This window comes from Rhizobium cerradonense (assembly GCF_030182455.1).
In the GTDB taxonomy this organism is placed as follows: domain Bacteria; phylum Pseudomonadota; class Alphaproteobacteria; order Rhizobiales; family Rhizobiaceae; genus Rhizobium.
Map to the genome: position 1 here is coordinate 561742 of NZ_JAQJCK010000002.1, position 21643 is coordinate 583384.

23 protein-coding genes are annotated in these 21643 nt (G+C 60.4%); 11 read left to right on the plus strand and 12 right to left on the minus strand.

The window, feature by feature from the left end:
• Positions 1–59: 59 nt before the first annotated feature.
• Complete coding sequence (locus PH547_RS06870; protein WP_350223731.1) at positions 60–764, plus strand: TIGR02117 family protein; 705 nt, start codon at positions 60–62, stop codon at positions 762–764.
• Between the two features lie 6 nt (positions 765–770).
• Here PH547_RS06870 and bluB read toward each other — a convergent pair whose 3' ends face one another.
• The gene (gene bluB, locus PH547_RS06875; protein ID WP_245463869.1) at positions 771–1529 is read right to left on the minus strand and encodes a 5,6-dimethylbenzimidazole synthase; all 759 of its coding nucleotides are present in this window, start codon (positions 1527–1529) and stop codon (positions 771–773) included.
• A 362-nt stretch (positions 1530–1891) separates the two neighbouring features.
• Between bluB and PH547_RS06880 the strand changes: the two genes are divergently transcribed.
• The gene (locus tag PH547_RS06880) at positions 1892–2806 is read left to right on the plus strand and encodes a cation diffusion facilitator family transporter (RefSeq protein ID WP_104823785.1); all 915 of its coding nucleotides are present in this window, start codon (positions 1892–1894) and stop codon (positions 2804–2806) included.
• 1 nt (position 2807) lies between these two features.
• Positions 2808–3272, plus strand: coding sequence for a preQ(1) synthase (gene queF / locus PH547_RS06885; protein ID WP_104823784.1), 465 nt, complete (start codon positions 2808–2810; stop codon positions 3270–3272).
• A 58-nt stretch (positions 3273–3330) separates the two neighbouring features.
• Here queF and PH547_RS06890 read toward each other — a convergent pair whose 3' ends face one another.
• Complete coding sequence (locus tag PH547_RS06890) at positions 3331–4113, minus strand: DUF2076 domain-containing protein (protein WP_104825161.1); 783 nt, start codon at positions 4111–4113, stop codon at positions 3331–3333.
• A 231-nt stretch (positions 4114–4344) separates the two neighbouring features.
• On the opposite strand from PH547_RS06890, the gene PH547_RS06895 reads away from it, so the two are divergent.
• Positions 4345–4932 (plus strand): ATP-dependent Clp protease proteolytic subunit, encoded by a 588-nt coding sequence (locus PH547_RS06895; RefSeq protein WP_104823783.1) that lies wholly within the window; start codon positions 4345–4347, stop codon positions 4930–4932.
• Positions 4933–5004: 72 nt separating this feature from the next.
• Here PH547_RS06895 and PH547_RS06900 read toward each other — a convergent pair whose 3' ends face one another.
• The gene (locus tag PH547_RS06900; RefSeq protein WP_104823782.1) at positions 5005–5388 is read right to left on the minus strand and encodes a YciI family protein; all 384 of its coding nucleotides are present in this window, start codon (positions 5386–5388) and stop codon (positions 5005–5007) included.
• Positions 5389–5693: 305 nt separating this feature from the next.
• On the opposite strand from PH547_RS06900, the gene PH547_RS06905 reads away from it, so the two are divergent.
• The 4 genes from PH547_RS06905 to PH547_RS06920 all read left to right on the plus strand — a co-directional run bounded on the left by PH547_RS06905 (position 5694) and on the right by PH547_RS06920 (position 10450).
• On the plus strand, positions 5694–6878 hold the full coding sequence (locus PH547_RS06905) for a benzoate/H(+) symporter BenE family transporter (protein WP_260303077.1): 1185 nt from the start codon (positions 5694–5696) through the stop codon (positions 6876–6878).
• 329 nt (positions 6879–7207) lie between these two features.
• Complete coding sequence (leuA, locus tag PH547_RS06910; RefSeq protein ID WP_104823779.1) at positions 7208–8920, plus strand: 2-isopropylmalate synthase; 1713 nt, start codon at positions 7208–7210, stop codon at positions 8918–8920.
• 304 nt (positions 8921–9224) lie between these two features.
• A complete protein-coding gene (locus tag PH547_RS06915) occupies positions 9225–9941 on the plus strand; it encodes a nitroreductase (RefSeq protein ID WP_104823778.1) in 717 nt (238 codons plus the stop codon).
• 104 nt (positions 9942–10045) lie between these two features.
• Positions 10046–10450, plus strand: coding sequence for a cupin domain-containing protein (locus PH547_RS06920; RefSeq protein ID WP_283051295.1), 405 nt, complete (start codon positions 10046–10048; stop codon positions 10448–10450).
• A 137-nt stretch (positions 10451–10587) separates the two neighbouring features.
• Here the strand turns inward: PH547_RS06920 and PH547_RS06925 are convergent, their stop codons facing one another.
• Positions 10588–12420 (minus strand): ABC transporter ATP-binding protein, encoded by a 1833-nt coding sequence (locus tag PH547_RS06925; protein ID WP_285167851.1) that lies wholly within the window; start codon positions 12418–12420, stop codon positions 10588–10590.
• A gap of 309 nt (positions 12421–12729) precedes the next feature.
• On the opposite strand from PH547_RS06925, the gene PH547_RS06930 reads away from it, so the two are divergent.
• Positions 12730–13134, plus strand: coding sequence for a hypothetical protein (locus PH547_RS06930; protein WP_285167852.1), 405 nt, complete (start codon positions 12730–12732; stop codon positions 13132–13134).
• 50 nt (positions 13135–13184) lie between these two features.
• On the opposite strand, the gene PH547_RS06935 is transcribed toward PH547_RS06930, so the two are convergent.
• From PH547_RS06935 to PH547_RS06955, 5 genes are all read right to left on the minus strand, one after another.
• Complete coding sequence (locus tag PH547_RS06935) at positions 13185–13388, minus strand: hypothetical protein (protein WP_104823775.1); 204 nt, start codon at positions 13386–13388, stop codon at positions 13185–13187.
• Between the two features lie 108 nt (positions 13389–13496).
• Positions 13497–14315 carry an anti-sigma factor gene (locus PH547_RS06940; protein WP_285167853.1) on the minus strand — a complete coding sequence of 273 codons (819 nt, stop codon included), beginning with the start codon at positions 14313–14315 and terminating at the stop codon, positions 13497–13499.
• A gap of 20 nt (positions 14316–14335) precedes the next feature.
• The gene (locus tag PH547_RS06945; protein ID WP_104823773.1) at positions 14336–14851 is read right to left on the minus strand and encodes an RNA polymerase sigma factor; all 516 of its coding nucleotides are present in this window, start codon (positions 14849–14851) and stop codon (positions 14336–14338) included.
• A 209-nt stretch (positions 14852–15060) separates the two neighbouring features.
• Positions 15061–15627, minus strand: a complete 567-nt coding sequence (locus tag PH547_RS06950; protein ID WP_104823772.1) for a tetratricopeptide repeat protein — start codon at positions 15625–15627, stop codon at positions 15061–15063.
• Between the two features lie 97 nt (positions 15628–15724).
• Entirely contained in the window at positions 15725–16642 is a 918-nt protein-coding gene (locus PH547_RS06955; RefSeq protein ID WP_245463868.1) for a metallophosphoesterase family protein, read from the minus strand.
• 68 nt (positions 16643–16710) lie between these two features.
• On the opposite strand from PH547_RS06955, the gene PH547_RS06960 reads away from it, so the two are divergent.
• A complete protein-coding gene (locus PH547_RS06960; protein WP_285167854.1) occupies positions 16711–17202 on the plus strand; it encodes an NUDIX domain-containing protein in 492 nt (163 codons plus the stop codon).
• Between the two features lie 7 nt (positions 17203–17209).
• Here PH547_RS06960 and PH547_RS06965 read toward each other — a convergent pair whose 3' ends face one another.
• Complete coding sequence (locus tag PH547_RS06965; protein WP_283046681.1) at positions 17210–18199, minus strand: glutathione S-transferase family protein; 990 nt, start codon at positions 18197–18199, stop codon at positions 17210–17212.
• 330 nt (positions 18200–18529) lie between these two features.
• Here PH547_RS06965 and PH547_RS06970 point away from each other — a divergent pair, with 330 nt between their 5' ends.
• Complete coding sequence (locus tag PH547_RS06970; RefSeq protein WP_104825158.1) at positions 18530–19102, plus strand: GNAT family N-acetyltransferase; 573 nt, start codon at positions 18530–18532, stop codon at positions 19100–19102.
• A 36-nt stretch (positions 19103–19138) separates the two neighbouring features.
• On the opposite strand, the gene PH547_RS06975 is transcribed toward PH547_RS06970, so the two are convergent.
• A complete protein-coding gene (locus tag PH547_RS06975) occupies positions 19139–19564 on the minus strand; it encodes a GNAT family N-acetyltransferase (protein ID WP_104823769.1) in 426 nt (141 codons plus the stop codon).
• Between the two features lie 6 nt (positions 19565–19570).
• Positions 19571–21643 carry a hypothetical protein gene (locus PH547_RS06980; protein ID WP_285167855.1) on the minus strand — a complete coding sequence of 691 codons (2073 nt, stop codon included), beginning with the start codon at positions 21641–21643 and terminating at the stop codon, positions 19571–19573.

Genomic DNA, 21643 nt, shown 5'->3' on the forward strand with positions numbered 1-21643 from the left:
GCCTTGAAAGAGGCCAACAAGCCCTGAAGACATTCAATGTCGGTAGGGGCTTACGGTCGGTGATTTCAAAGATATTCAAACGCGTTCTGATCGCGATACTTGCGCTTGTCGTGATCGTCGTCCTCGGCATCGTGGTGCCGCGTCCGCTCTGGCATGATGGGCCGGCGGTGCCGGAGCGCTCGCGTCGCATCCTCGTGCTCAGCAATCCCATCCACACGGATATCGCCATTCCCGTCGATGCCGATCTCTTGAGCCGCTTTGCGTTCCTGCGGACAGCCGGGCTCGATCTCGACAACCCGAACCTGCACTACCTCATTTTCGGCTGGGGCGGCAGGCGTTTCTATACCGAGACGCGGACCTGGGCGGATCTGAAGACAGGGCCGGTGCTGAAGAGCTTTACCTTGGATCGGTCTGTCATTCATGCGGAACTGGCCGGTGAGATACCCGAAAGTGCGCCCGGTGTGACCGTGCTCAACATCGATGACGGCGGGCTTAAGCGATTGCAGCAATTCATCCTGGGCAGTCTCGTGCAGGCGGATAGCGGGCCGGTGTCCTTGCCGGGTAGCAACTACAGCGAGAATGATGCATTCTTCGAGGCGCGGGGATATTTCAATGCGCTGATGGGGTGCAATACGTGGACGGCGGCGGGGTTGAGGCAAGCGGGATTGACTTCGGGCCTATGGACGGCGCTGCCCTGGATGTTGCGGCTGTCGCTCAGCCTGCATAATGATCGCGATCGTTTCGCGTCCACTAAGATGGATTAGCGCTGATCAAGGCTGCTCGGAAGTGTCCTGATCGTTCCGCCAGCACTCCTCGAAAATCAACTTGTCGAGCGGCAGGCGGTCGCGCCATCCCTTCACTGCCAGCTCGGGCATGTCGTAGAGTTCGTCGACGTAACCGATGCACAGCCATGCGACGATTTTGACGTGCTCCGGTATGTTCAGGATGCCCTTGATAGCGTCCTCATGAAAAATGCTCACCCAGCCGACCCCGACACCTTCGGCGCGGGCGGCAAGCCAGAGATTTTGAACGGCGCAGACCGTCGAATAGACGTCCGTTGCGGGATTGTGCGTTCGCCCGAGCACAACAGGTCCGCCGCGCCGGGTATCGCAGGTGATGCAGATACTGAGCGGCGCCTTGCGGATGCCTTCGAGTTTCAGCCGCTGATATTGCGCGCGGCGATCGCCTTCGAACATCCGGCAGGCTTCTTCGTTCGCCTGGTTGAAAGCCTGCCACACGCGGTCCCGCGTCTCCGGTTGCCGGATCAGAATGAAGTTCCACGGCTGCATGAAACCGACGGACGGCGCGCGATGGGCTGCCTCGAGCAGCCGTCTCACGAGATCTTCGGGCAGGGGATCAGACCGGAACTGATCGCGGACGTCGCGGCGGGTTTCGATGGCGCGGTAGACGGCGGCGCGTTCCTCCTCCGAAAACGCACAGGCTGCTATCAGATGATCCGCTTCCTTTGGCGACACATCGGCGAGCGAAGCGGTGTCGTACGAATGAGAGGGTTCATCAAGAGCGGGCATGTTCCACCGTGGATTTGGAGGGAGCGGCGACGTTTCGTGGCGGAATGCCGTTCGCTGGGGCTTAATGGGTTGCTGTATAGCTCAGTGCGCGCTCGCACGGGAAGGTGCCATCATGATTTTCACAGGCAAGCATAGGATCGGCCGGCAATCGCCCTTGCCGCTCGACTTTGTTTAAGCGGGCCATTTGGGATAAATTGTGATGCGCTAGGCCCGAGCCGTCCTTTGACAAATGGTGTATTCTGCATCATATGAGCCTCAATAAGCCGCCTGCGCGATTTTCGCGCGGGCGGTTTTGCATTTGAATGGCGCGGTTCTTGCAATTCGTTCGCATATGCAGGCGCGCATCCGCATTGGAGAAACGCATGAACGGACAGGGCAACCAGACGATACGGCGGCTGGCCCTCTGGGGCATTCCGCTATCGCTAGGCGTCATGGCGCTGAAGATGGTCGCTTGGTGGGTCACGGGCTCCGTCGCGCTGTTGTCGGACGGTCTGGAGTCCTTCGTCAATGTCGTGGCCGCTTTCATCGCTTTCTTCGTCATCCGCTATGCGCAGAAGCCGGCGGATCATGACCATCCCTTCGGCCACCATAAGGCGGAATATCTCTCGGCCGTCACCGAGGGTGCGATGATCGTCGTCGCTGCGCTGATGATCGTACAGGAGGCGGTGGGGCATTTGAGCAATCCGCAACCGCTGCAGGCGCCTGCCCTCGGTCTTGCCATCAACTTTGCCGCCGGTATCATCAATGCCCTGTGGGCACTGACTTTGATCCGCGCCGGGCACGAACACCGCTCGCCGGCGCTGACGGCGGATGGGCAGCACATCATGTCCGATGTCTATACGTCGGTTGGTGTGCTCATCGGCCTGCTGCTGGCGCTTGGCACCGGCTACCCGATCTTCGACCCGGTGCTTGCAATTCTCGTCGCCGTCAACATTCTCTATCAAGGCTGGAAAGTCATCTCCAATTCCATCGACGGGCTGATGGACAAGGCCGTCCTGCCCGAAGAGGAAGCGGTGATCAAGGAGGCGATCGCGACGCATGCCAACGGCTCTCTCGGCGTGCATGATCTGAAGACGCGCCGGGCGGGTGCCGTCACTTTCGTCGACTTCCACCTAGTCGTGCCAGCGGCGATGCCGGTCCGCGAGGCCCATCGCATTTGCGACCGCCTTGAAGACGCCATACGGGCGATCCATGCGGGCGCAGAAATAACCATTCACGTGGAGCCCGAGGGCGAGAAGGCCCATGGCATCCGCGTTAAAGTGATCAAGGAGACCTAAGATGCCTACAACGGATGTTTCCGGCCTGTCGATGCTCGGCAGCCAGACCGAAACGGCCGCGAACCCCGAAGCTGCCGTTCTCGAAAAAGTGCCGTCCGGCCATGCCGGCACGGACTATGTCGTGCGTTTCACCGCACCGGAATTCACCTCGCTCTGCCCGATGACCGGACAGCCGGATTTTGCTCATATCGTCATCGACTATGTGCCCAACGAATGGCTGGTGGAATCGAAGTCGCTGAAGCTCTTCCTGCATTCCTTCCGCAACCACGGCGCCTTCCATGAGGATTGCTCGATCTACATCGCCAAGCGGCTGGTCGAATTGCTGGAGCCGAAGTGGCTGCGCATCGGTGCCTACTGGTATCCCCGAGGCGGTATCCCGATCGATGTATTCTGGCAGACGGGCAAGCCGCCCGAGGGCGTGTGGCTACCGGATCAGGGCGTGCAACCCTATCGCGGGCGTGGCTGAAATTGAAAAAGCCCCCCTCCGAAGGGAGGGCGGCTTTTGTCATTAGAGGCGATCGGTATTACGCGAACGAGCTGTCGTCGCCGCCATTGTCCGACGAATCATCGTAGTCGTCGTCCTGATCGTTCGAGGCGTAGTCGACATTGGTCTGATCATTGTCGTTCTGATCGTTCTTGTCGTCGTTGCCGAAATAGTTGTTGTTGATGATCGTTTCCTGAACCGGCTGTTCGGCTGCGTTGGCGGAAGTCCCGCCGAAAAGGCCGCCAAGGCCCGAGCCTGCCGCGGTGCCGCCGAGATGCGGGCTGAACAGGCTGGAGAGCGATTCCGCCAGCATCACGCCGCCGGCAACGCCTGCCGCCGTGCCAAGGGCGCCGCGCAGGAAGCTGCCGCCCGCGGAGGGAGCGCCGGCCTGCGGGTTCCAGGGACCGGTCGGCTGTTGCTGGCCGCCCCATGGGCCCGGTTGCGGAGCGTTGCGGGCATAATCGTCATAGAGACGGCCCTGCTGCTGCGGGGCTTGTGGAGCAGGGACGCGCTGCTGCTGGTTGCCGCCGAACAGCGAGCCGAGGCCGCCGAGGAAGCTGCCGCTCTGGGCCTGCGGGTGAGTGTCGGCGCCCTGCTGTTCCAGCTCGTGCACGCGTGCTTCGAGCTGCTGGATACGGTCGGCCGCAGCCTTCATGCCCTGTTCCTGTATGAGCACGGCTTGCGCAAGGAAATAGGGCGCATAGGGCTGCTCGCGAACCGATTGATTGATGAAGGCTTCCGCATCGGCATCGCGCTGGGTGCTCGCCGTAGTGCGGACGCGATCGAAGAGGGAAGCGAGCATTTGACGTTCTTCAGGCGACATGATGGCCTCCTTGGCGATCTGTTGCTGCAAATTCCGGGCGCGATTCTCGTCGCGCCCACCTGACGTAGGATGGAATTCCGGCTTTTCAAAGCCTCTTCAAGTTACAATTCGGTAATCCGCAACCATAACGCCATGCTTTCCCTGGCTATTCACGCCTTGCCTTTTTCCGGCATTGTTTTACGCATGGAGTCGCATTATGTGCGGTAGGATACATCTGCTGGAGACTTGCGAATGAACGACGAAGACGAACAGGAAGAAAAGACGAAAGAGCTGCCCTTGGGCAAGGACGCGGAGGCGAATCTTTTCAAATCGCGCTCGATCTTCATCTATGGCGGCATTACGCAGGAACTGGCGCAGAAGGTCTGCTCGCAGCTCGTGGCACTCGCGGCCGCCAGCGATGAGGATATCCGGATCTACGTGAATTCGCCCGGCGGCCACGTCGAATCCGGCGATTCCATTCACGATATGATCAAGTTCATCAAGCCGAAGGTCTGGATGATCGGTTCCGGCTGGGTCGCTTCCGCGGGTGCACTGATTTACGTCGCCGCCCCCAAGGAGCGCCGCATCTGCCTGCCGAACACCCGCTTCCTGCTGCACCAACCGTCCGGCGGTACCCGCGGCATGGCCTCCGATATCGAAATTCAGGCTCGCGAGATCATCAAGATGAACGAACGCCTGAACAAGATCTTCTCGGAAGCCACCGGCCAGCCGGTCGAGCGCATCGCCAAGGACACGGACCGCGACTACTGGCTGTCTGCGGAAGAGGCTAAGGCTTACGGCCTGGTTTCGCGGATCGTGACGTCGCAGGCCGAGATTTGATCTGACGGCTCTTTGCTCAGTCAAAGCGCCCTCGTTTGCCCAAAGGCAGGCGAGGGCGCTTTTGTGTTGGCGCTATTCCTCATCCCGCGATACCAGCGGCGCGCCGGGCAGATAAAGCGAAATCGGCCTGATCTCATAGACTGCCGTCGGATTGACGCGTCGGAGGTCGCGCGCGGCTGCGACCGCTGCCTCTAGCGTTGGAAAATCCACGACATAGAAGCCCAGCAATTGCTCCTTGGTTTCAGCAAAGGGGCCGTCCGTGACGATGCCGGCACCCTTGCCCCGCAGCGTCACCGCGCGTTCGGTCGGGCCAAGCCGCGCGGCCGGTCCCAGAGACTTTTCCTGAACGAGGCGATCATTCACCTGGAGGAGTTCGGTCATCAACGCCGCATCCTCCTCCTTGGTCCAGGATTCGACCACTCCCTCTTCGTGATAGGCCAGGATAGCGTAATACATGAATCGTTCCCCCTTTACGCATCTATCGATTTCAGCCGACTGAAATTCAGAAACCTAGATGCGTTTGACTACACAAGTTTGATGTTTGGTGCGCAATCCCTTTTCAAGCTCTTCTGCCAATCGAGGGGCGCTCTCTGGCCCGGATTGCCCTGGCGAAAATCGCCGCAGTCCGTCCGCTCGAAATGCGGCTGCCCCCGTGCGTTGCCTGACACGGCTGCATTCTTTCGTCAAACTGCACTTGCACGACCGCCGCTTGTGATGCTCCATGCGCTTTTCACCGCATCCACGAGTCTCCAGCCGCCGCCATGCTCAAAGATTTTTCCGTCCAAAGCCTGTTCATGGGCTGCCTTACCGCCTTTGTAGGTTTTGCCAGCTCCTTCGCGGTCGTTCTGCATGGGTTGCAGGCGGTCGGCGCCACGGACGCGCAGGCCGCGTCCGGATTGACGGCCCTGTCGATCGCGATGGGGCTTTGCGCGATCGTGCTCAGCCTGGCGACGAAGCTGCCGGTCAGCATTGCCTGGTCGACGCCGGGAGCAGCACTTCTGGCAAGCGCGGGCGCCGTAGAGGGCGGCTTTCCGGTAGCGGTCGGCGCCTTTTTGATCTGTGCGGTGCTGATCGTGATTGCTGGCCTGTTCCGGCCGCTCGGACGCGCCGTCGCAGCTATTCCGGCGGCGCTGGCGAACGCCATGCTGGCCGGCGTGCTGCTCGGACTTTGCTTTGCGCCTGTGAAGGCCATCGCCTTCGATCCATTGCTTGGCCTGCCCATTATCATCGCCTGGATCGTGGTTGGGGCCTTCAAACGGCTTTGGGCCGTTCCGGCGGCGCTTGCCGCTTTTGCGCTGGTGCTGGCTTTCGGCGTGAAGGTGCCCGATGGAGCGCTGGCATCGCTTGAGCATTCGCTGATGCCGAGCCTCGAACTGGTGAAGCCGACCTTCACGGTCGCCGGCCTCGTCTCCATCGCGCTGCCGCTTTTCATCGTCACCATGGCGTCGCAGAATATTCCGGGCATCGCGGTGCTGAAGGTCCACCACTATGATCCGAAGCCCGGCCCGCTCTTTGCCGTGACCGGCCTGTTTTCGCTGTTGAGCGCACCCTTCGGCGGCCATGCCGTCAATCTTGCCGCGATCACCGCCGCCATGTGCGCCGGGCAGGACGCCCATGCCGATCCAAAGCGGCGCTATTGGGCGGCAATCACCGCGGGGGTCGTCTACATCATCCTCGGATTGCTGGCAGGCGCCGTTACCGCCTTCGTGGCACTGGCGCCGCCGATCCTGATCGAAGCTGTCGCCGGCCTGGCGCTGGTCGGCGCTTTGTCCAACTCTGCCATGAATGCTTTTCAAAAGGCGGAATCGCGCGAGGCGGCCGCGATCACCTTCCTCGTCACGGCATCAGGCGTTTCCTTCGGTGGCATCTCGGGCGCCTTCTGGGGGCTGATCGCCGGCGGATTGATGATGGCGCTGTCGCATGGGGTGCAAGTGCTCAAACGGTGAGCAAGGGGTTGCTTCTTTTTTATGGCGCGGCTATAAGCGCGACCATGAAGACGACTGGCGCAAAGATTTCCGAACAGATTGCACGTGGGCGCGTTGCCCTGCGTGACAATACGCGCGCCCTTACTTCGCTTCTTCTTCTCGGCCTTACGCGCGGTTGCCGGGTCCTTTGAGGAGCGCTCGGCGGCCGTAGAGCCCGCCCGGCCATTGCTCCTCGCGACATATCCCCAAAATCGACAGGATACCCCGTAGCGGGTCCGTATTTGTCATCGCCAAGCCGCGTACGATCGGCTAAGACGCGGGGCAAATGACGGGAAAGGAAGAGACGAAACATGGACGCGAACAGCCATTCCCCCAAAGGCATGCCCGAGGCAGCGGTGAAATACCGCGCTTACCCGCAGATCAATATTCCCGATCGAACCTGGCCTTCGAAAACCATCACCAAGGCGCCGATCTGGTGCTCCGTCGATTTGCGCGACGGCAACCAGGCGCTGGTCGATCCGATGGGCCACGACCGCAAGGCGCGCATGTTCCATCTGTTGCTGGAGATGGGCTTCAAGGAAATCGAGATCGGTTTCCCGTCGGCATCGCAGACCGATTTTGATTTCGCCCGCTGGTGCATCGAGCACGGCAATGTGCCGGCCGACGTGTCGCTGCAGGTTCTCGTGCAGTGCCGCCCGGAGCTGATCACCCGCACCTTCGAGGCGCTGGAAGGCGCCAATAAGCCGATCGTGCATTTCTACAATTCTACCAGCGAATTGCAGCGCCGCGTGGTGTTCGCCAAGGATGTGAAGGGCATCAAGGAGATCGCCGTCGACGCGGCCAAGATGATCACCGACATGGCGGCCAAAGCGGGCGGGGGCTATCGCTTCGAATATTCACCGGAAAGCTTTACCGGCACCGAACTGGAGGTGGCGCTGGAAATCTGCAACGCCGTCATCGAAGTGGTGAAGCCGACGCCGGACAACAAGCTGATTATCAACCTGCCGTCGACCGTCGAAATGGCAACACCGAACATCTATGCCGACCAGATCGAGTGGATGTGCCGCAATCTCGACAATCGCGAAAACCTGATCATTTCGCTGCATCCGCACAATGACCGCGGCACCGGTATTGCCGCTGCCGAACTGGCCTTGATGGCCGGCGCCGACCGTGTTGAAGGTACGCTGTTCGGCAATGGCGAGCGCACCGGCAATGTCGATGTCGTCACCATGGCGCTGAACATGTTCACGCAGGGCGTCGATCCCGAGCTCGATTGCTCGAACATCGAGCGCATGAAGGAAGTCTTCGAATATTCCAATCAGATGGCGATCAGCGAGCGTCACCCTTATGTCGGCGAGCTGGTCTACACCGCCTTTTCCGGCTCGCACCAGGATGCGATCAACAAGGGCATGAAGGCGGCGAAGGTCGCCAACCATCCGGTTTGGGAAGTGCCGTATCTGCCGATTGATCCGCAGGATGTCGGCCGTACCTACGAGGCGATTATCCGCATCAACTCGCAGTCGGGCAAGGGCGGCATCGCTTATATCCTGCAACAGGATTACGGGCTCAACCTGCCGCGCAATCTGCAGGTGGAATATCGCGAGGAGATCCAGCGCATCACCGATGAAGAGGGTAAGGAGCTGCCGTCGAGGCGCATCTACGACCACTTCATCGAACGTTACGTGACGCAGTCCGACGCTCGCATCCGCTTCGTCGACCACCACACCTTCGCCGATCCCGCGCATAAGGGTGAGCGCATCGTCGCGGCGGAGATCACCGACAATGGCGAGGTGAAGCGTATCGAAGGCCGCGGCAACGGCCCGATCGACGGCTTCATCAATGCCCTCTCGATCTATCTCGGCATTCCGATGTCGGTCGAGGATTATTCCGAGCATTCGCTGCAGCACGGCTCCAATGCCGCGGCAATCTCCTATGTCGAGACCTCCTATCCCGGCGGCAAGCTCTTCGGTGCAGGGATCAATACCAACATCGTCGCCGCTTCTCTCGAGGCGATCGTCTCGGCGGCGAACCGCGTGCTCGATATTCAGGCGAAAAAGGGCTGACTTTCAGCCGTTAGTAAGCGCCGTGAAGACAAAATCCCCTCGATATGGTCGAGGGGATTTTTTGTTTTGTCGTTCAGCGGGCTGGCCGCTGCAAACGCCGAGCTGGCCGCTATCCAGGCGCGCGCCCGAACCTAACCACTGAGTACGAAATAGTCAGAGCGTCGATAGGACTTAGCCTAGCCATTGGTATGGCTTCGTCTAACCAAATGCAGTGCGCGGACAAACACTGCGCAGAATTGGCCGGCTCATCTCGAATTGGTACCTCTTGGTTATTGGGAACCTGACAACTAGAAGGTGAACGATCATGGACGTATATGAGGCGGTCAAGAGTCGACGGGCGGTGCGCAAGTTCACCGACCGGGATATCCCGAAGGCGGTGCTGGAGCGTGTGCTGCTTGCCGCGGCTTGGGCTCCTTCCGGATCGAACATCCAGCCATGGAACACCTACGTAATGACCGGAGAGCCGCTTGCCGAGCTCAAGAAGCGCGCGGGGAAACGCGTGGCGGCAGGCGACCCCTGGGACGAGCGGGAATACGAAATGTACCCGCACACACTGAAGTCTCCGTACCGCGAGCGTCGCTCTGCCTTCGGCCATGAACGCTACCATGCGCTCGGCATTGCGGACGGCGACTGGGAGGCAAGTCAGAGAGCTGCTTCCGCAAATTGGAATTGTTTCGGCGCGCCCGCCGCCCTGTTCTGCTATATCGACCGCGACTTGGGTGTACCCCAATGGGCCGATGTCGGCATGTACCTTCAGACCGTCATGCTGCTGCTGCGCGGCGAGGGGTTGCACAGTTGCACCCAAATGGCGTGGTCGGTGTACCGCAAGACCGTCGCGGAGATCCTGTCACCGCGCGAAGGGCTCATCCTGTTCTGCGGCATGTCGATTGGGTACGAGGACGTCACTGAGCCTTACGCCCGCACCGGCCGGGCGCCGCTCGATGAAACCGTCACGTTCGTCGATTCGACTTCGCAACGATGGGCGCAAACAGTGCGAGACGATGCATTGCTGGGTGTATGAAACGATGCCCGCACTCTGCGAAGGCTTTTGCCCGAAGCATTCGAAGTCGAAACGAAATCATGCCAACGCGCATCTACGCTTCAACAACCAAGGGGATTACGACGATGAAGTCAATTTTTCTAGGACTATTTGTGTCGGCTACGGTTTGCCTCCTCGGCACGATGTCGGCTGCCGCTGACAACACTGCACACGTCACATCGCTCATGAAAAAGGACCTTCCAAATTATCCTGGCAAGGAGGGGCTGATGATATCGGTCGAGTATGGGCCAGGAGGTTCCGATCCTATTCACAAACATGACGCAAATGCATTCGTCTATGTTCTGGAGGGCTCGATCGTGATGCAGGTCAAGGGGGAAAAAGAAGTCACCTTGTCACCCGGAGAGACCTTCTATGAAGGTCCGTCCGACATTCACGTGGTCAGCCGCAATGCAAGCAAGACCAAACCCGCAAAATTCATCGTTGTGCTTTTGAAGAACAAGGATGCTCCGACTGTCATACCCGTGAAATGATATCGGGTACCGTAGCGAAGATCCAACGCCGCCTCAAAGGGTGGGCATGAGGCGACCATTGTTGATGGTCGCCTCCGCATTTTGGGTGTCGGACGGAGGCTACGGTGCGTCGACCTGCTGCCCGGCACGATCGTCAATTAGACATCGTCGCCGATGAAGCCGCCGGATTGGTGTGCCCACAATGCGGCATAGATGCCGTTTTGCGCGAGCAGATCGGCGTGGCTACCGTCTTCGACGATCCGCCCTTCATCGAGGACGACGATGCGATCCATGCGGGCGATGGTCGACAGGCGATGGGCGATCGCGATGACAGTTTTGCCCTCCATGACGCCATAGAGCGTATCCTGGATGGCGGCCTCCACCTCCGAGTCGAGAGCCGACGTCGCCTCGTCGAGCACCAGGATCGGCGCGTCCTTCAGGATGGCGCGGGCAAGCGCGATGCGTTGCCTCTGTCCGCCCGATAGCTGGACGCCACGCTCGCCGACATGGGCGTCGTAGCCGGTGTGGCCTTCATGATCCCGGAGAGCTGCGATGAAGCCGCTTGCGGCTGCCTTGTCCGCCGCCGCTGCGATCGCGCTGTCGGAGAAGCGGGGGTCGCCATGGGCGATGTTGTCGCGAACCGAGCGGTGGAGCAGGGCAGCGTCCTGGGTCACCATGCCGATCTGTCTGCGCAGGCTCTCCTGGGAGATTCCGCGGATATTCTGTCCGTCGATCTCGATGGAGCCTGCTTCCGGATCGAAGAACCGCAGCAGCAGATTGACAAGTGTCGACTTGCCGGTGCCGGAGCGGCCAACAAGGCCGACCTTTTCGCCGGGTGCGATCTGCAGCGAAACGCCGTCCAGACCGCCATTGCCCTTGCCGTAATGATGCGTCACGGACTTGAAGGTGATGGCGCCGCCGTTGACTATGAGCTGGCGGGCATCGGGTTCATCCGTAATGGCGAGCGGCTGTGCCACAGTCAGCAGCGATTGCCGCATAGCGCCGAGATGGCCGAACAGCGACGAGACGGCGTCGAGCATCCATTCCGCCATGCCGGTGATGCGGAAGCTCAAGGCGAGCGAAGCAGCAATCAGGCCGAGCGGCGCGCTGCCGGCCTGCCAAAGGATGACGGCATAGCCGACCAGGCCGACGATAAGAAAGCTGCCCAGGAACAGCATGCTCGAATTCACCATGACTTCGAGCTTTTGCACGCGCACAAACTTCCTGCGGGCAGCGGCGAAGCGCTCCCGCCCTTCACGGTCTTCTTCGGCCGCATTGGCAAAGAGCTTTATGACATCGATATTGGCGTAGGTATCGACCAGCATGCCCGTCAGGGAGGCATAGGCGCCTTGAAACTCCTCGGACGCCCGGCGGAGCCGCGGTATGACAAATGCCATCAGACCCAGGTAGCAGCAGATCCAGACGAGCAACGGCCAGATGAGACGCAGATCGATCGAAGCCATGAGCCATAGCGAGCCGGCGACATAGATCGTGACGAACGACAGCGTATGCAGCACCGCATAAGCCGCTCCGGTCGCAGAGTTGCCGATGTCGCGCACCTGGCTGGCGATGCGTCCGGAAAAGTCCTGGCGGAACCAGCCGACGGATTGCCGCAGGACATGGCGATGTGCCCGCCAGCGGAACAGGGTCTCAGCATTCGGCCGAAACGCGATGTCGTCGAGGCTTTCCCTGACATAGCCGGCGAACGGCCGCCCGATCAGCACAAGGGCGGCGGCGGCCAGCAATTCGGTGCCGTGGGACGCCCAAAGTTGATCCGGGCGAGCGGCCGCGAGAATGTCCACCAGCTGGCTGGTATAGCCGATGAGCCAGATCTCGATCGCCGCACCGATGACGGTCAGGGCAAGGCTCATTGCCATGACGAACCGGAACGGGCGCAGGTTGCTTTTAAGATACCGCCATGAATCCGACGGCGGGTTCAGATCATCATAATACTGGAATGGATCGACGAGCTTTTCAAAGCGACGAAACATGAGTGCCCTCCAGGGGCGGGAGACAACAATTTGATGGATGGGCCGAATAAGCAGCCCTTCACGGCACTGCTTTTCAGCGGTGGTTTCCTGTGCCGTGAGTTCTCATCAAACGCTCTCCTTTGAAGTCGCTTGGCGGTTCTATAACGCATGATGGTGCTGATGTCAGCAGAAATGGCGGAGAAATCCATACGGGCGCTTCTCCGTGAAACTCGCGAAGCAGTTGACCCGCTATTGTCCATTAAGCTGAATTTCGGGGAGGCTGAGTGACGTGATATTTTAGACGACCGGCAATCCTATCGGGGGGAAGTCATGCCACGTCTTGCCAATCTCTATTTCAAGACAGCCATCATCTTTCTGATCATCGGAATTGGAATAGGCCTGAAAATGGCAATCACCGAGGATCACAGCGTCATCGGCGCTCATGCGCATGCCAACCTTCTCGGCTGGGTGACCATGGCGCTCTTCGGCGGCTACCACGCACTGAACCCGCAAAAGGCGGAAAGACGGCTGGCGATGATCCAATATTACATCTACACGGCCGGCGTCGCAGTCCTTGTGCCGGCACTGTATCTCTTGCTTCTTGGCAATATGGCGATGGAGCCGATCGTTGCAGCAGCGTCGATCGTGATCTTCATTGGCGTTCTGTTGTTCGCCTTCATCATCTTTTCAAGCGAGCAAGCCACCAGGACGATTTCGCCGGCGCCGTCTCGCTGATCTTGCGAACGAGAGACGGCAAGGGAATCAGCGCCGCCGTCTCTTCGCCGTCAGGATTTTTGCCCGGAAAGTTCCTCGCGCCGCTTCAAAAGGCGTTCGAGCTCCTCTTCCTGTTCGGCAATGCGCTCCGATGCTAGCTCCTCGTCCGCTGCGCCGGAATATGCGGCGGCCTGTTCGATCAACTCGCGCAGATTTTCTCTTATTGCCGCGATGCGTTCGTCAATCTCAGGGATGGTCAGCAGAATGTCGGACATGATCGATCTCCAGAATGCGCCCCATCGGACGAAGCCTCCGGGTGCGATTGGCAGATGAATAGTATCACTGGCTGAACCGAAAGTCGCAAGCAGGGCCAGAGGGCCAGCTCAAATTTCCGACGAAACCCGGTCAGCGATCTGGTCGAGCATCGCGTCGGAGGAGGGGCCCACGACGGCATAAGCGGTACCGCTGCGATGCCAGGATACGATGCTCACGTCATCCTTGATGGTCTCGTCAAAATTGCCGTCGCCGGCGGCGCCTTCATCCTTCATGAAACAGATGGCGACGACATCGCCGTCGAGGTCTTTATAGATCAACTGGCCGACCGGTTTGCCGTTGGCAATGAACATGCGTGCGCCTTGGAAGACCAACCCGTCGGCGGCAAGATCCGGTATATTGAATTTCACGCCCACAGTGCCCGTCAGCCATTTGCTGATCTCGTCGACCTCGGTTGCCTGTACTTCGACGATATGGCGGGGTTGATGCGCATAGATGCGGTGATAGGCGGCGATATCGTCGAGCCATGTGCGGTTCGGCGCCGGTGAGGCCGGGGCCGCAGCGGGTGCGCCGGACGGCTGCATGCCGACGAGATAGCCGATGCCGCCGCCGACCACGAAGAGGATAAGGGCTGCGGCGAGCGCCTGGCGACCGGTCGGAGCAAGCTTCAGGGATGGCCGGGAAAGGCGAGGGGCGGGCTCACGCGCCTTCGGTGCCTGCGCGCTTTTGATGGAGCGTACCAGCGCCAGCGGCACCGGTTCCTTCAGCACCTCGTCAAAAGCCTTGCGGCCGACATCGGAACCGTGCTTCAGCTCATCGAAAATCCGCCGCGCTTCCGGATCGGAGGCTATGAGCCGTTCCAGCTCCTCCTTCTCCTCGCGACTCGTCTCGCCGTCCATAAAGGCGGACAGGCGAGTTTCGAGCGGCATTTTTTTCATATCCTGCAATGCTAAAACCTTCGCGGCGAGCGGCTGTGACCTTGAGTAGCGAGGCGAAGGCGGGCACCGGAAAGCCGGGACGCTACCGTCGACACGGAAATGCCAAGAATGTCGGCCGTCTGCTTGTAGCTATGCCCTTCGACATCGACGAGCAGGAAGACACTGGCAAGTCCTTCGGGCAAAGATGTGACCATCTGATGCGCTTCGCTTGCTTCGACCGGATTGGCGCGCATGCCCGGCGCTGCCAGTTCGCCTTGTTCCAGCGCGCCACCCTTGGTGGCAGACCGCAGCCGATGGCGTCGGGCCTCATCCACCCATTGATGGCGGGCCATGGTGTAGAGCCAGCTTTCGAGCCGGCCGTCATTGTTCCACAGATGGAATTTCGCAATGCCGCGTTGGCAAACGCTCTGCACGAGTTCGTCGGCGTCGGTCAGATCGCCGGCCAGTGTCAAGGCGAAGCGCCGGAGCTTCGGCAGAAGGCCGACCAGATCTCGTCTGATGTCGATGGCGGCTACCGGCGTAGGCATTGTCTTTCCACGGAGACGTTGGGGGTTGGAGAGCTGCAGGCGTCATCCGGCAAAAGACGGCTTTTCTTTCGAAAAAAGCTAACTGAGCCGAAGGATCGTTCTGTGTTGGTATGAACCATTTTCGTGCCGTTTCGCAAGTCTTCAAAAAGTGGTTGTGCGCTTCATCTCCACTTCTCACGCGATCTTGAGGAATGGAGTGCGCGCACCTCTCAATAGCTGATTTGACCATTCAGCGATTGCAGCAGCGAGCGATAGGCCCAGGTGTTCTCACCGCCGCGATCGCGGATTTCAACAAGTTGCACGCGCGCCGCCTGAACATCGCCCTGCTCGAGCAGCGCCTGGCCCATGTAGGAGCGCGCGAGGATGTAATTCTCATCGCGCTGCAGGGCCTTGCGATAATACGTCATGCCGAGCTCCATGCGGCCGGCCTTGCGGTTGGAATAACCGAGATAGTTGAGAATGCGGGGATCGTCCTGGTTCTTGGCAAGCTTCAGGACGGTGATGGCGTTGTCATACTGGCCGGCATAGGCGAACTCGCGTGCTGCCTGGAAAAGCTGATCGTCGTTAAAACCGCTTTTCTGCGGTTTCACGCATTCCTTTTTATCCTTGTCCCAGACTTTGCCATCCGTGCATTTGGTCGTGGTTTTGGTCTTCGGCGGCGGTGCTGTCTCGTCGCTCTCTGAGCCGGCGGCGAGGGCCTGCAGGCTGGCGCCAAACAGAAATCCCACGGCAAGCGCGGTCACGGCGGAACTCTTCATCGCTACACCAAAGCCCATCATATCCCTCCCGAAATTCGATGAGAGAATTGTAGCTCCGGATATTCGAAAACGCCACCGAAACGACAAAGTGGCATTCACAAAATGCCACAGATTATCACGCCAGGATATTGACGCCTTGGTCCTCTACATCGTCACCCCGGCCATTGAGACTGAAGCGCTCGGCCTTGAGCTCCCAGGCGCCAGGATGGCCATCAATGGTGAAGAGATTGTAGGCAGCGGCCGGCTTCAGCCCGCCGGGACCTTGCGAGGCCGATGCAATACCGACGACCGGCACCGGGCCGGTTTGCCCCCTCAGCCAATGCAGCGTGTTGAGATGCGTGTGGCCATGCAGGACCAGTTCGGCGCCGCCTGTCGAGACGACGGCGGCAAAACGGCGTATGCCGATCATGCGCTTATAGAAGCTGGTGGCGCCGCGGATCGGCGGGTGGTGGATCATCACCACGCGAAAAAGGCCGGCCTCGCCGGCGGCGCGCAGCATATTCACCGTTTCGCGCGCCTGCCGGGCCGAATAGAAGCCGCTGGCCGCAAAGGGAGGCGTTGCCACTGCCGTCGAGCAGCCGATCAACGCGACACGGTCGCGAATACGCAAATAGGGGAAAATGCGCCGGTCTTCCTGCCATTCGGCAGGCGCATGGTCGCCCTGGACATAAGGATACCAGGCGCGCATGGCCTTTTCGTAGGAGCCGGGCACATAGGCATCGTGGTTGCCGGGCACGACGGAGGTGAAGGCAGGATCACCAAGCGTCTTCAGCCATTCCGCGGCGGTGCGGATCTCGATGCCGCTGGCGAGATTGACGAGATCGCCGGTCACGGCAAGATGATCGGCCTGCTTCGACTTGATGTCCTCGAGCAGAAGATCGAGCGTCCCGCCAAAAAGATGCTTGCGCCGGTTCCGGTGCCAGTTCACAAATCCGGTAATGCGTTTGGAGGCCAGTTCTCTGATCGAAAGCCGTGGCAAGGGGCCCAGGTGAACGTCGGAAATATGCGCGAGCTTGAACATGAGATGAGACATAGCTCAGTCTATTGTCAAAACAAATACATCGGTTTTTCGGTGGTGGATCGCAACGCCGGAGCCGGGGCATGAAGGACAGCACTGCTCCCGACGAAGCTCGCAATTGGCGGGCCAAGCTGTTCGGCAGAATGCTGCACAGCTATTTCGTGCTCACCCGCAGCATGACCATGGGTGTGCGTGCGGCCTGTTTCGACAGGGAGGGACGGATTTTCCTGGTGCGGCATTCCTATGTCGCCGGCTGGCACATGCCGGGCGGCGGTGTCGAGCGCCACGAGACAGTGGAGCAGGCGCTGGCGAAGGAATTGCGGGAAGAGGGCAATCTGGTGATATCGGGCCGGCCCCAGCTCTTCCACGTCTATTTCAACAACCACATCAGCAAGCGCGATCACGTCGTCTTCTACCGTGTAGAGGTCGAGCAGACCGTGCCGCGCAAGCCGAATCTCGAGATCGTCGAAAGCGGCTTCTTCTCGCTCGACGCCTTGCCGCCGGGGACGACCAAGGCAACCTATCGGCGGCTGAAGGAGCTGGAGGGCGACGCGCCGCCCTCGAACTATTGGTAGCCTTGCCTCAAGCTGCCTTTGCCAGCCGTTCGCGAGCATGCGGGCGGTCGAGATCGAGGTCGGGACCTACGGGGACGATTCCGGTGGGGTTGATCGCCCTGTGGCTGCGATAATAGTGGGTCTTGATGTGCGCAAGATTGGTCGTCTCGGCGACGCCGGGGACCTGGTAGAGGTCACGCAGATAGCCCGAGAGATTGCGATAATCCTCGATGCGGCGGATATTGCATTTGAAGTGGCCGACATAGACGGCGTCGAAGCGGGCGAGCGTGGTGAATAGCCGCCAGTCGGCCTCGGTCGGCCGGTCGCCGAAGAGGTAGCGGCTTCCTTCTAAGCGCTTGTCGAGCATGTCGAGGGTTTCGAACAGGCGTCGGACATTTTCCTCATAGGCTTCCTGCGTAGTGGCGAAACCAGATTTGTAGACGCCGTTGTTGACCGTGTCGTAGACGATATCGTTCAAAGCATCGATGTCGCTGCGAAGATCCATCGGATAGAAATCACTCTTCGAGCCCGTCAATCCATCGAAGGCGCTGTTGAACATGCGGATGATTTCGGCTGATTCGTTGTTGACGATCGTGCCGGTCTGCTTGTCCCAAAGGACGGGAACGGTAACACGGCCGGAATAATGCGGATCGGCCTTGACGTAGACTTCCCAGAGCGTCTTTGCGCCGAAGAGGTGATCGACAGTACCACCATCCGGGCCTTTGAACTCCCAGCCATTTTCCAGCATCAGCGGATCGACGATGGAAACAGAGATCAGGTTTTCGAGCTTCTTCAGCTTGCGGAAGATCAAGGTGCGGTGCGCCCATGGGCAGGCGAGCGACACATAGAGATGATAGCGGCCGGCCTCGGCCTTGAAGCCGCCCGTGCCGCTCGGACCGGGCGCGCCATCTGCGGTAACCCAGTTGCGAAACTGCGAAGCTGCGCGCTTGAAATGACCCTTCGTTTCCTTCGTGTCGTACCAGATGTCATGCCAGACGCCGTCAACCAACATGCCCATTTACTCTATCCTTTCGGAGATCCTGTCGAAGAACTTGATCCGGAAGATACGGTATGGCCGCGGAATTTCGAGACGGCAAACGATGAACAGTGCGTTACAGACATGATGCGGAGAGTGCGAAGCGGCTTTCGGATAAGATCATGCGTCAATATCCAGGCGCTCGCATTTTGCATTGGACGAGGCGGGCATTTCCTGCTATCGGGCTTGTCACACTTTGAGGACCACTTGCCATGGAAGCAATCAGAAGCCTGCGACGACGCCGATGATCCCGAACGCTCGACAAGCGTTTTCGAGAACCATCCCGTATGTCCATCTGGTTTCTTTGGTCTAATGCACAAGCACGAACTGGTCTACCTCACTGAGGACGCGTCGCATGACGCTGTCATCGAACACATCAACGAAGAAGCATTCGGCCCCGGCCGGTTCACCCGCGCCGCAGCGCGGATTCGCGAGCAGGGGCCGCATGACCGCTCGCTCTCCTTCATCTGCGCCGATGACGGCGAGACGATCGCTTCTGTCCGGATGACGCCGGTGCTGGCCGGTTCGGTCAAGGGGCATCTGCTCGGACCGCTCGCCGTCCGGCCCTCGCACAAGAACCAGGGTATCGGCCGCGAACTCGTGCGGATCGCCGTCGAAGCCGCCAAACGCAAGGGGTCGGAAGCCGTGATCCTGGTGGGCGATCCGCCCTATTACGGTCCGCTCGGCTTCGAGAAGGTCGCTTACAATGCGCTCGCCTTTCCGGGGCCGGTCGATCCCAACCGGGTTCTCGTCGTGCCGATCGCCGCCGATACGCATGCGCGACTGGCGGGCACGATCGCCTGGCGTGAGGCGGATATCCCGGTTGCTGTCTCCGATGAGATGGATGACGACGAAGATTTGCCGCTGACGGCAATCGCGGTTTAAGCTTCTACAAAAACAAAGCCTACCGCCTCGTTTCCATCAGCGGGGCGATAGCTTTTTCTGCAAAAAGTAACGGCTGCGGCCGATAGGAAATTCCGGCAGTTCGCCGAAGATGGTGTAGCCCTGCCGCTGATAAGCCCGTAGCGCTTGCGGATTGAAGGTGTCGATCCAGGCGCCTTGGCACCCGCGGGCGATCGCCTCCGTCTCCGCTGCTTCCAGCAGCTTTCCCGCCATGCCTTGACCGCGCAGCGTTTCCGGCACGAACAGCCAGGCCGTGAACAGCCAGCCCCAGGCCGTATAGCCCGAGATGCCGCCTATGGTCTTGCCGCTTTCGTCGCGGATCAGGACGGCGAGCGCGCGGCGCCTGGAAGGGCCGACATCGGCGGCGTTGAAGGCCGTCAATCCTTCGCCGATTGCCGCAAGTTCGCTTTCTGACGGAGTATCGGTCACATCGAGTTGCGGCATCTATATTCACCGTCCTTCGCGCCACCACATGGCGGAGAAGGCGAAGAGGAGGGCGGAAAGACCAGCGAAGCCCGCAAAGAGCGGCAGGTTATTGACGCCCTTCAAGACGGTTTCATCGGTCATGCGGATGGTCAGGCGTTGGTTATCGGCGATGCGAACGGCGCCTCGCACCGGCAGAATCGGCGGCACCGTGACGCCGCCTCCGGTGCTCGCAACCCGAGCGACAAGCCCCTTGGTCTTTTCCGCCAAGGGCTTCAACGTTTCCGTGGTCGAGATCATCGCCTTGAATTCCGGCGCATCGACAGCGCCGACATGCACCAGCGTCGAGAGATTGCCGCTGGTGATTTGGTAAAGGCCGATTTCGTCCATGTGCTTCTGGGCCTGGTAAAGACCCGGCTGTGCCTGTTTCAACTGCAGGGTCTGCGTCTTGCCGGAGGGTGCTTTGACGGTGACGGGGCCGGGATCGTCGCCGATCGTCTGGCGGGTAACTTCCAGCACGCGGCCGGCGGCGCTTGCCGTCAGGGCCTCTTCCTCCAGGGCCGGTTCCTTCAGCAGCCAATGGGCGATGCGGCGATAGAGCGACACATGCGGTCCGCCACCTTCGTAGCCGCGGGCCCAGAGCCAGCCTTCATCGGAGAGCAGCATGGCGACGCGGCCCTGGCCGACGCGGTTCAGAACCAGCAGCGGGTGGTTGTCGGCGCCGACCATCACGGTCTGGCCCTGTGGCTTCTCGACATCGACGCTGCGGAACCAGCGTCCCCAATGCGGCGGCTCGGTGTCCGATCCATCCAGACCGCGCGTGACCGGATGCTTGCGGCCCTGTTCCGACAGGCGCGGATAGAAGGGCTTCTCGATCATCTGACCGGTCGGCTCGGCTGGGAGCACGGAGGACAGCGGTGTGAGCGCGATCGAATTGCCGGCTGCGTGCTCGGGGCCAGCAGCAACCAGCAACGCGCCGCCGTTTTCGACATATTGGGCCATGTAGTCGTAATAGATCGTCGGCAGGACATTGGGGCGGTCCTGGTAACGGTCGAAGATGATCAGGTCGAAAGAGGTGATCTTGTCGACGAAGAGTTCGCGCGTCGGGAAAGCAATCAGCGACAACTCGTTGATCGGCGTGCCATCCTGCTTATCCGGCGGACGCAGGATGGTGAAATGGACGAGGTCGACGGAGGCATCCGACTTCAGAAGATTGCGCCAGGCGCGCTCGCCGGCATGCGGTTCGCCGGAGACGAGCAGCACGCGCATGTTCTGGCGGATGCCCTCGATCAGTTGAACGGTGCGGTTGTTGATGGGCGTCACTTCGCCCGGCACTTCGGCGACGGCGAATTCCAGCACATTGTTACCGGCGCGCGGCACCTTGAAGCTGAAGGGTGTGTCCTGGCCGGGCGTCGCCTGCAGCGTGGCGATCTCGTCGCCGTTCATTCTCACGGTGACGGCCGCGGTGCCGCCGGGGCTCTTGCCATCATCGACGACACGCAGCACGAGCTGCTGCTCGTCGTTGACGATGCCGAAGCGAGGCGCGCGCACCACCTCTATGCGCCGATCGAACTCATCCGGCTTGCCGGTGATCAGCCCGTGGATCGGCGCGTCGAAGCCGAGTGCCTGATTGACGCCGGGGATATCGTGGATCTGACCGTCGGTCAGGAAAATAGCGCCGCCCACGCGTGCGGGTGGCACATCGGCGATCGCCGAGGACAGCGCCGCGAAGAGCCGTGTTGAAGGTGACTCGGATTCGGCCGGTTCACGCACCTCGACAATACGAGGCTCGATGCGCGGGAATTGCGCCAGCCGGTCTTTCAGTGCCTCCAGAGCATCGTCGGTCATCTTGATGCGTTCCGGCGTTTCCTGGCTCGGACTGCGGTCCACGATGACGGGGACGATGGTGGAGAGCTGGTCGCGATCCTCCTGCATCAGCACGGGATTGGCAAGGGCGGCCAGCAAGGCGAATGCCGCCAGCGCACGGATCCAACTGCCGCGCATGCGCCGGTAGATCGCGAGTGCGGCGATGCCAAGCGTCAGCACCGCAAGGGCGGCGAGAACGGGCCAGGGCAGGAAAGGGGCGAAACCAATATTCAT

What these genes read in the sequence shown, in the direction of transcription:
- bluB (WP_245463869.1), bottom strand. Translation starts at nt 1,529, where the DNA reads ATGCCCGCTCTTGATGAACCCTCTCATTCGTACGACACCGCTTCGCTC.
- PH547_RS06880 (WP_104823785.1), top strand. Translation starts at nt 1,892, where the DNA reads ATGAACGGACAGGGCAACCAGACGATACGGCGGCTGGCCCTCTGGGGC.
- queF (WP_104823784.1), top strand. Translation starts at nt 2,808, where the DNA reads ATGCCTACAACGGATGTTTCCGGCCTGTCGATGCTCGGCAGCCAGACC.
- PH547_RS06890 (WP_104825161.1), bottom strand. Translation starts at nt 4,113, where the DNA reads ATGTCGCCTGAAGAACGTCAAATGCTCGCTTCCCTCTTCGATCGCGTC.
- PH547_RS06895 (WP_104823783.1), top strand. Translation starts at nt 4,345, where the DNA reads ATGAACGACGAAGACGAACAGGAAGAAAAGACGAAAGAGCTGCCCTTG.
- PH547_RS06900 (WP_104823782.1), bottom strand. Translation starts at nt 5,388, where the DNA reads ATGTATTACGCTATCCTGGCCTATCACGAAGAGGGAGTGGTCGAATCC.
- PH547_RS06905 (WP_260303077.1), top strand. Translation starts at nt 5,694, where the DNA reads ATGCTCAAAGATTTTTCCGTCCAAAGCCTGTTCATGGGCTGCCTTACC.
- leuA (WP_104823779.1), top strand. Translation starts at nt 7,208, where the DNA reads ATGGACGCGAACAGCCATTCCCCCAAAGGCATGCCCGAGGCAGCGGTG.
- PH547_RS06915 (WP_104823778.1), top strand. Translation starts at nt 9,225, where the DNA reads ATGGACGTATATGAGGCGGTCAAGAGTCGACGGGCGGTGCGCAAGTTC.
- PH547_RS06920 (WP_283051295.1), top strand. Translation starts at nt 10,046, where the DNA reads ATGAAGTCAATTTTTCTAGGACTATTTGTGTCGGCTACGGTTTGCCTC.
- PH547_RS06925 (WP_285167851.1), bottom strand. Translation starts at nt 12,420, where the DNA reads ATGTTTCGTCGCTTTGAAAAGCTCGTCGATCCATTCCAGTATTATGAT.
- PH547_RS06930 (WP_285167852.1), top strand. Translation starts at nt 12,730, where the DNA reads ATGCCACGTCTTGCCAATCTCTATTTCAAGACAGCCATCATCTTTCTG.
- PH547_RS06935 (WP_104823775.1), bottom strand. Translation starts at nt 13,388, where the DNA reads ATGTCCGACATTCTGCTGACCATCCCTGAGATTGACGAACGCATCGCG.
- PH547_RS06940 (WP_285167853.1), bottom strand. Translation starts at nt 14,315, where the DNA reads ATGCCGCTCGAAACTCGCCTGTCCGCCTTTATGGACGGCGAGACGAGT.
- PH547_RS06945 (WP_104823773.1), bottom strand. Translation starts at nt 14,851, where the DNA reads ATGCCTACGCCGGTAGCCGCCATCGACATCAGACGAGATCTGGTCGGC.
- PH547_RS06950 (WP_104823772.1), bottom strand. Translation starts at nt 15,627, where the DNA reads ATGGGCTTTGGTGTAGCGATGAAGAGTTCCGCCGTGACCGCGCTTGCC.
- PH547_RS06955 (WP_245463868.1), bottom strand. Translation starts at nt 16,642, where the DNA reads ATGTCTCATCTCATGTTCAAGCTCGCGCATATTTCCGACGTTCACCTG.
- PH547_RS06960 (WP_285167854.1), top strand. Translation starts at nt 16,711, where the DNA reads ATGAAGGACAGCACTGCTCCCGACGAAGCTCGCAATTGGCGGGCCAAG.
- PH547_RS06965 (WP_283046681.1), bottom strand. Translation starts at nt 18,199, where the DNA reads ATGGGCATGTTGGTTGACGGCGTCTGGCATGACATCTGGTACGACACG.
- PH547_RS06970 (WP_104825158.1), top strand. Translation starts at nt 18,530, where the DNA reads ATGCACAAGCACGAACTGGTCTACCTCACTGAGGACGCGTCGCATGAC.
- PH547_RS06975 (WP_104823769.1), bottom strand. Translation starts at nt 19,564, where the DNA reads ATGCCGCAACTCGATGTGACCGATACTCCGTCAGAAAGCGAACTTGCG.
- PH547_RS06980 (WP_285167855.1), bottom strand. Translation starts at nt 21,643, where the DNA reads ATGAATATTGGTTTCGCCCCTTTCCTGCCCTGGCCCGTTCTCGCCGCC.